Genomic DNA, 6197 nt, shown 5'->3' with positions numbered 1-6197 from the left:
TCGGCGGACAGCGGACCGTCGACCCCGCCCCCCTCCCGCACCGGCGCGGGCCACCCCGGGTCACGCCCGCGCGGCACCCGAACCCCACCACCCGCCACGGCGGACGGAGCGCGGGCACCCGCGCCCCGCCCGGCCAGCGCCCCCATCACCTTGCCCACCACCAGCGCGTGCGCCAGCCCGCCGACGAACGACCGGTGCCCACCGCCGACCCGCACCTGCCGCATCACCCAGCCGGGGATCTTCACCAGGATCCACACCAGGGCGATCAGCACGATCAGGTTGACCACCCCGTCGGTGGTCGGCATGCCGGAGAAGTGGAAGCCGCCGGGCCGCAGGAACACCTTCACCGCGCAGATCAACGCCAGGCTCTGCCCGACCTGGATGCCCAACACCCCGGCACCGGCGCGCCAGAACCAGCGCGCCACGCCCTCGGTCTGCGGCAGGCCGTGCCACATCACCGCCAACGGTGCCCCGGCCAGCAGGATCACCGTGAGCGCGACCCGGACCACGTAGCCGACCAGCAGCGCGACCAGCAGGACGGTGAGCACCACCGACAGCGCCCCGGCGAACAGACCGCCCGACACCAGCGAGCCGGCCACCAGGCCGACGAACAGCTCGGTGATCGCCCGCCCTGAGGTCTGCGGATCCGTCCCGTCACCGAGCACGGCCGCCGTCGCGGCGTTGGCCAGGCCGATGGCGTGCTCGGCGACCACCAGGCTGAGGTTGGCGGCCACGAACCCGAGCACGACCCTGGGCCCCATCTCCCGGATCGAGTAGCGGGTCTGCACGGTCTCGTGGCCCATCACCACGACCCCGGCCAGGATCACCAGCAGCGAGTAGACCGCCACGACGAACAGCCGAGACTGCTCCCAGATCTCCCCGACACCGGGTAGCTCCGCCGGTGACGGCGTGGACAGCAGGGTGGTGCCGACCCAGCCCAACAGCACGTTCAACGACTCGCCGACCAGCAGGTGCAGGAACGCGGCGACCCCTTCGCCGATGCACGCGGCCGGGTCGAGGATCCCGCACTCCGAACCCGACGGGCTCACCGGCGTGGTGCCCGTCGGAGGGGCGGCCGGTCGCGGCGAGGTCGTCGTCGGAGGCGGCAGGCACCCGGGAGGCGAAGGACGGCCGGGCTCAGGGGTGAGGCACGGAGCCGACGTCGCCGGCGGCACCGTCGTCGGCGGTGCGCACGGCACCGGACGAGGCCCGGGACCGGCACACGGGTCGACCGGTTGGGCAGGGTGCGGCAGGGGAGAGGCGGACGTCTGCGCGGCCGCGCACAGCACCAGGGCGCCGCCCAGCAACGCGGCGAACAGCACCCACACCAGACGGCGTCGCCGAGTGATGGCCATGGTCAGGCCCCCACGATGCCCTGGAGCACGGACACGACCAGCGGGGCGAGCGCGGCCAGGGCGTAGCCGATGCCCGCCGACCGGAACGCCTGCCGCGCCTTCTCCTGCTCGCCCGGGTCACCGCTGCCCACCACCCGACGCACGCCGCCGATGGTCAGGAACACCGTCGCCAGCGCGGCGAGCACCCCCATCAGCCAGTTGCGCACGTTGGTCAGGACCTCGTCGACGCTGCCCGCGACCGCCAACACGACCGGATCGGCGTACGCGCTCGCCCCGGAGGCGGCCAAGGCCAGCGCGACCACCCCCGCGACCGACGCCACCCCGCGACCGCGGAACACGGGCTCGCGGACGGCTCGACCGTCACGGGATCGGCGATCGCGGCAAGGACGGTCGGGCATCGAGATCAGGCACATCGCGGCGCTCCCGGAGTAGGGTCCGACCGCCGCTGCGACGGCCGGGACGAGGACGTGGCGCGGGTCGGAGGAACCGGTCTCCTCCCGCACTCCTGAACTCCGGAAAAACGGCCCCGAGGGGACACGCGACCCTCGACTTTCCTCGCCGATCCCTCCGCCAAGCCGGTCACAGCGGGTGACGACGCCGCGCTGGTGGTCGCCTGTTGGGCAGCGGTGGTGATGAGCACCGCGTCGGCCACCCGGGTCGCCAGATCACGCTCGCGGGGACCGGCGTGCGCGGTGTCGGGGGCGTCGTCGCGCAGGTAGGCGACCAAGCGGTGCTCGGCACGACGACGCGCCTTCTTCGCCGCCTGGTAGGACAGGCCGCGCGCCGCTCCGGCGACGGCCAACGACACGCCTTCCAAACGGGTGGCGCCGATCAGCTCGGCCTCGACGGCGGTGATGGCGCGTTCGGCGACCGCGCGGGCGAGCACGAAGTCCGGATGCCCCCACGGGGCCGGCGGCATCGTCGAGCGGAACCCGTGACCGGAGGGCACCGGCGCGTCCAACGCCTCCCGCAGACACGCGTGCCCGGCACGGTAGGCGGCCCACCTCAGCCGCAACATGATGCGCGGCCGCCGCAGGTCCACCTGGCCCAGTTCGGCGACGAACCCGGCCAACAACGCGGCGTGGATGTCACCCGGATCGCCGGCGAACCTGGCCGAGAGCCTGGCGGCGATGGAGGTCAGCGCGGGCAGCGCGACACCCACCGCGCCCACGGTCCAGGCGCCGCCCTCGGTGCGCGCCAGCAGCACCAGGTGCGCCCACACCGCGTCCCGCAGGACCTGCGGGCAACGACGGCTCAACAACCGGTCCCGGACCTCGTCCAGCGGCACCCGCCGCGCCGGGAAACCGGCGAACAACCGACCGTCGACAGCCACCGGGTACGGCCCGGCAACCAGCCACTCGAACGCCGAACGGGCGGCGTCCAACGGCATGTCATCGCGCCCGAAACCCGAACGCGGAACAACCTCGCGCGAACTCATGACACGACTCCCCGAATCCTGTCGGAACAACGACCCGGCCAGGAAGTCACAAGGGGTAGTGCCAACCACTGACCAAACTGGTACTGAACTAGTACCGAACAGGCACCGACGATCTTCAGCGCCCGCCTCAAGATCCATCCGGACGACGCCTGGAGATCAACGAGACCGTACGGGCGCGATCAGTGCCAGTAGCACGGTAATACCCTCCTAGCTGCACATACGAGGCTGCCGTACCAGTTCGGTGCCAGTTTGGTGCCAGCTGTGGACCCTCGGGAGCACGCATCGCCGACGTATCACCGCACTGCAGGCTCGGAGTCGGAAATCAGGTCTTCCCACCTGCGCGGAACTGGTCTTTCATCTGCGCGGACGCGCGAACCCCGATGCGACGTGCCCGGCCGGAAAAACATCGGAAAAAGTTGGCGGCCGCGTGTCCCTCAAGGGCCCGTATTTCGGAGTTCAGGGGTGTCATCAGCGCCTCGCACCCACCGGCGCACCCGCCTCGTGAAGGGGACACCCGTGACCCGATCCGACCACTCCGACCGCGGCTCGACCCGACGGCGCACCGCCTCCACCCACCCCGGACCCACCCGCCCCGGCGGACGCCGACCGGTGGAGCGCCGAGCCTGGCCCACCGCCCCGACCACGACCCGCGTCAGCCCCGGCAAACCCGCCACCGGCTCACGGTCACGCGGCCCGTCCGCGACCCCCACCCCGGCGACCGTCTGGACCCTCGGACCGACTGCCATCGACCTGAACACCACCTGGCCCGCACCGCTCGTGGAGCGGGTCGTCACCTCCTTCAGCCGACCCGCCGCACGAGTCGTGCTACTCGCCTCGCCGAACCCGGACGACAGCGACCGCGCACTCGTTCCGGCCGGTCCCGACGGCACCGTCGACCACACACCCGCCGGCGACCCAGACCCCGAACTGGCCGACGCCGTGCACACCGTCGAACGCCTCGCCCGCGCCGCCCGCGTCGCACGCATCCCCGCCGGCACGACCGCGCCCGACCCGACCTCCCGACCGTTCCGGGCGGGCCGCGTCGGCGACCACGACCCGGCTCCCGCAACCGCTCCGAGCACCTTCCGTGCCACCGGCGAGGCCTCCGCGACGAATGCCCAACCGGACACCGTCGACAGCGCGGACCTGGTCATCGGCAGCCTGCCCCCGCAGCACCACGACGACCACGCGGCCGACCGCATCGCGCTGTTCGCGGCCCGCGCGCTGCGCGTCGGCGGCATCCTCGTGGTGCTCACGCACTGTGACTGGAGCGCGGGGGAGCTGACCGACCCGACCGGTGCCGCGGTGACCGCCGGGCAGAACGCCGACCTGCTCTACCTCCAACACATCGTCGCCGTCCACGCACCCCTCCGCGACGGCCGCTTCCACCCCGTCGACACCCGCCAAGAGCTGCCCGCATCGCACCGACGCATCCACTCCGACGTCCTGGTGTTCGCCCAACCGCACGACCACCGACCACCGGCCGACAACACCGCCCCGCACCGTGGAGACCACCGATGAACACCGGCAGCGCAAGCGGGTCCCACCAGGACCGGACGTCGACCTCCGCCGTGTCGGTGTGGACCACCGCACAGGCATCCCCGGCCGCCCAGCGCAAGAACACCTACGTTCCCGAGTCGACGGCGCACCCGGCCAAGATGCTGCCCGAGGTCGTCCGCCACGCCGTGGCCCACTACACCGAGCCGGGCGAGCTGGTGCTCGACCCGATGTGCGGCATCGGCACCACCCTCGTCGAAGCCGTCCGCCTCGGACGCCGCGCCGTCGGCGTGGAGTACGAACCCCACTGGGTGCAGGTCGCGCAAGCCAACCTCGACCTCGCCCGACAGCACGGCGTCGACCACGACGCGCGGGTATTCCACGGCGACGCCCGCCAACTGCTCACCCTGCTCCCGGACGAGTACGTCGGGCAGGCGGCGCTGGTGGTGACCTCCCCGCCCTACGGACCCTCCACCCACGGACAGGTCGCAGCCGCACCCGGCGCCGGAGTGCAGAAGTACCACCACCTCTACGGCAACACCCTCGACCGCGGCAACCTCGCCAACATCGGCCACCACCGACTGCTCGCCGGCTTCACCCGCATCCTCGCCGCCCTGCGCACCTACCTGCGCCCCGGCGGACACATCGCCATCACCATCCGACCCTGGCGCGAACACGCCGAACTGATCGACCTGCCCTCCCAGATCCTGACCTGCGGACGCACCGCCGGACTCATCCCCGTCGAACGCAACGTCGCCCTGCTCGCCCGCGCCGCCACCACCGACCTCGTCACCCGCGGGTCGTTCTTCCAACGCGACTTCATCCGCAAACAACGCGAAGCCGGACTACCACTGCACCTGATCGCCCACGAGGACGTCCTCGTCTTCCGCACCACCCCGCACCGCACCGCCGACCACCAAACCACTCAGGCATTCTCAGCGGATGTGACCGACCTCGGACAAGCCCGCGCATCGCGGTCCACGGCAGACCCGAACGGCGACTCGGGTCAAGGGAGCCGGGCGGCATGACCACGATGAACCGAACAGCACTCGCCCCCGAGCCCACCCTGCGGCTGCTGTCCCTGGGTGCCGGAGTGCAGAGCACCACCGTGCTGCTGCTGGCCTGCGAAGGCGAAATCCCGCGCTTCGACATGGCCCTGTTCGCCGACACCGGCTGGGAACCCCGCGCCGTCTACACCAACCTCGACCGCCTGACCGCACACGCCGAGAACAACGGGATCCCGGTGCGCCGGGTCTCGGCCGGCAACATCCGCACCGACGCCCTCGACCCCGAGCACCGCTTCGTCTCCATGCCCCTGCACACCCTCAACCCCGACGGAACACGCGGCCTCGCCCGTCGCCAGTGCACCAGCGAATACAAGATCATCCCGCTCAAGCGGGCCGCACGCGAACTACTGGGCTACCCGCACCCACACCGGGTGCCGCGCGGCGTGTACGCCGAACAGGCCATCGGCATCAGCACCGACGAGATCGACCGCGCCAAGGACTCCGGCCTGCGGTTCCTGCGCAACACCTTCCCCCTGCTCGACCTCGGCTTCGACCGGGCGCAGTGCGTGGCATTCCTCGCCGAACGAGGCTTCGGGCAGACGGTGAAGTCGGCCTGCGTCGGGTGCCCGTTCCACGGCAACGCCGGCTGGCGCTGGGTACGGGACAACGACCCGCAAGGCTGGGCGGAGGCCGTCGAGTTCGACCGCGCCATCCGCCACGGCTACCCCCACGCCACCGGCCAAGGCCAACAACTGCGCGGCCAGTACTTCCTGCACCGCTCCTGCGTCCCGCTCGACCAAGCCCACCTCGACACACCGGTCAGGACCACACGACACCTGCGCCTGGCGACCACCGAGACAACGGCCGCCGAAGACGACGACCCCGACGGCTGCTCACCCT

General features: G+C 71.9%; 6 protein-coding genes. 3 read left to right on the top strand and 3 right to left on the bottom strand.

All coding sequences use genetic code 11. From position 1 onward, the window contains the following. The 3 genes from ACFV4N_RS38090 to ACFV4N_RS38080 all read right to left on the bottom strand — a co-directional run. Positions 1-1049, bottom strand: a 1049-nt coding sequence (locus ACFV4N_RS38090) for a TrbL/VirB6 family protein (protein WP_499677537.1), incomplete at its 3' end; no start/stop codon positions are given. A 308-nt stretch (positions 1050-1357) separates the two neighbouring features. Beyond that, positions 1358-1675 carry a pilin gene (locus tag ACFV4N_RS38085; RefSeq protein WP_499677536.1) on the bottom strand — a complete coding sequence of 106 codons (318 nt, stop codon included), beginning with the start codon at positions 1673-1675 and terminating at the stop codon, positions 1358-1360. A gap of 83 nt (positions 1676-1758) precedes the next feature. After that, entirely contained in the window at positions 1759-2793 is a 1035-nt protein-coding gene (locus ACFV4N_RS38080; RefSeq protein WP_499677535.1) for a hypothetical protein, read from the bottom strand. Positions 2794-3309: 516 nt separating this feature from the next. Here ACFV4N_RS38080 and ACFV4N_RS38075 point away from each other — a divergent pair. The 3 genes from ACFV4N_RS38075 to ACFV4N_RS38065 all read left to right on the top strand — a co-directional run. Next, on the top strand, positions 3310-4314 hold the full coding sequence (locus tag ACFV4N_RS38075; protein WP_499677534.1) for a hypothetical protein: 1005 nt from the start codon (positions 3310-3312) through the stop codon (positions 4312-4314). Further along, entirely contained in the window at positions 4311-5318 is a 1008-nt protein-coding gene (locus ACFV4N_RS38070; protein ID WP_499677533.1) for a TRM11 family SAM-dependent methyltransferase, read from the top strand. The genes ACFV4N_RS38075 and ACFV4N_RS38070 overlap by 4 nt, the downstream gene beginning before the upstream one ends. Further along, positions 5315-6197: hypothetical protein (locus ACFV4N_RS38065; RefSeq protein WP_499677532.1), on the top strand; the 883-nt coding region annotated here is incomplete at its 3' end. The genes ACFV4N_RS38070 and ACFV4N_RS38065, both read left to right, overlap by 4 nt.

Origin of the sequence: Actinosynnema sp. NPDC059797 (genome assembly GCF_042732085.1) — a bacterium.
Classification (GTDB): domain Bacteria; phylum Actinomycetota; class Actinomycetes; order Mycobacteriales; family Pseudonocardiaceae; genus Actinosynnema.
Note: the sequence above shows the minus strand (reverse complement) of the source record. Positions and strands in the feature narration are given on the sequence as shown.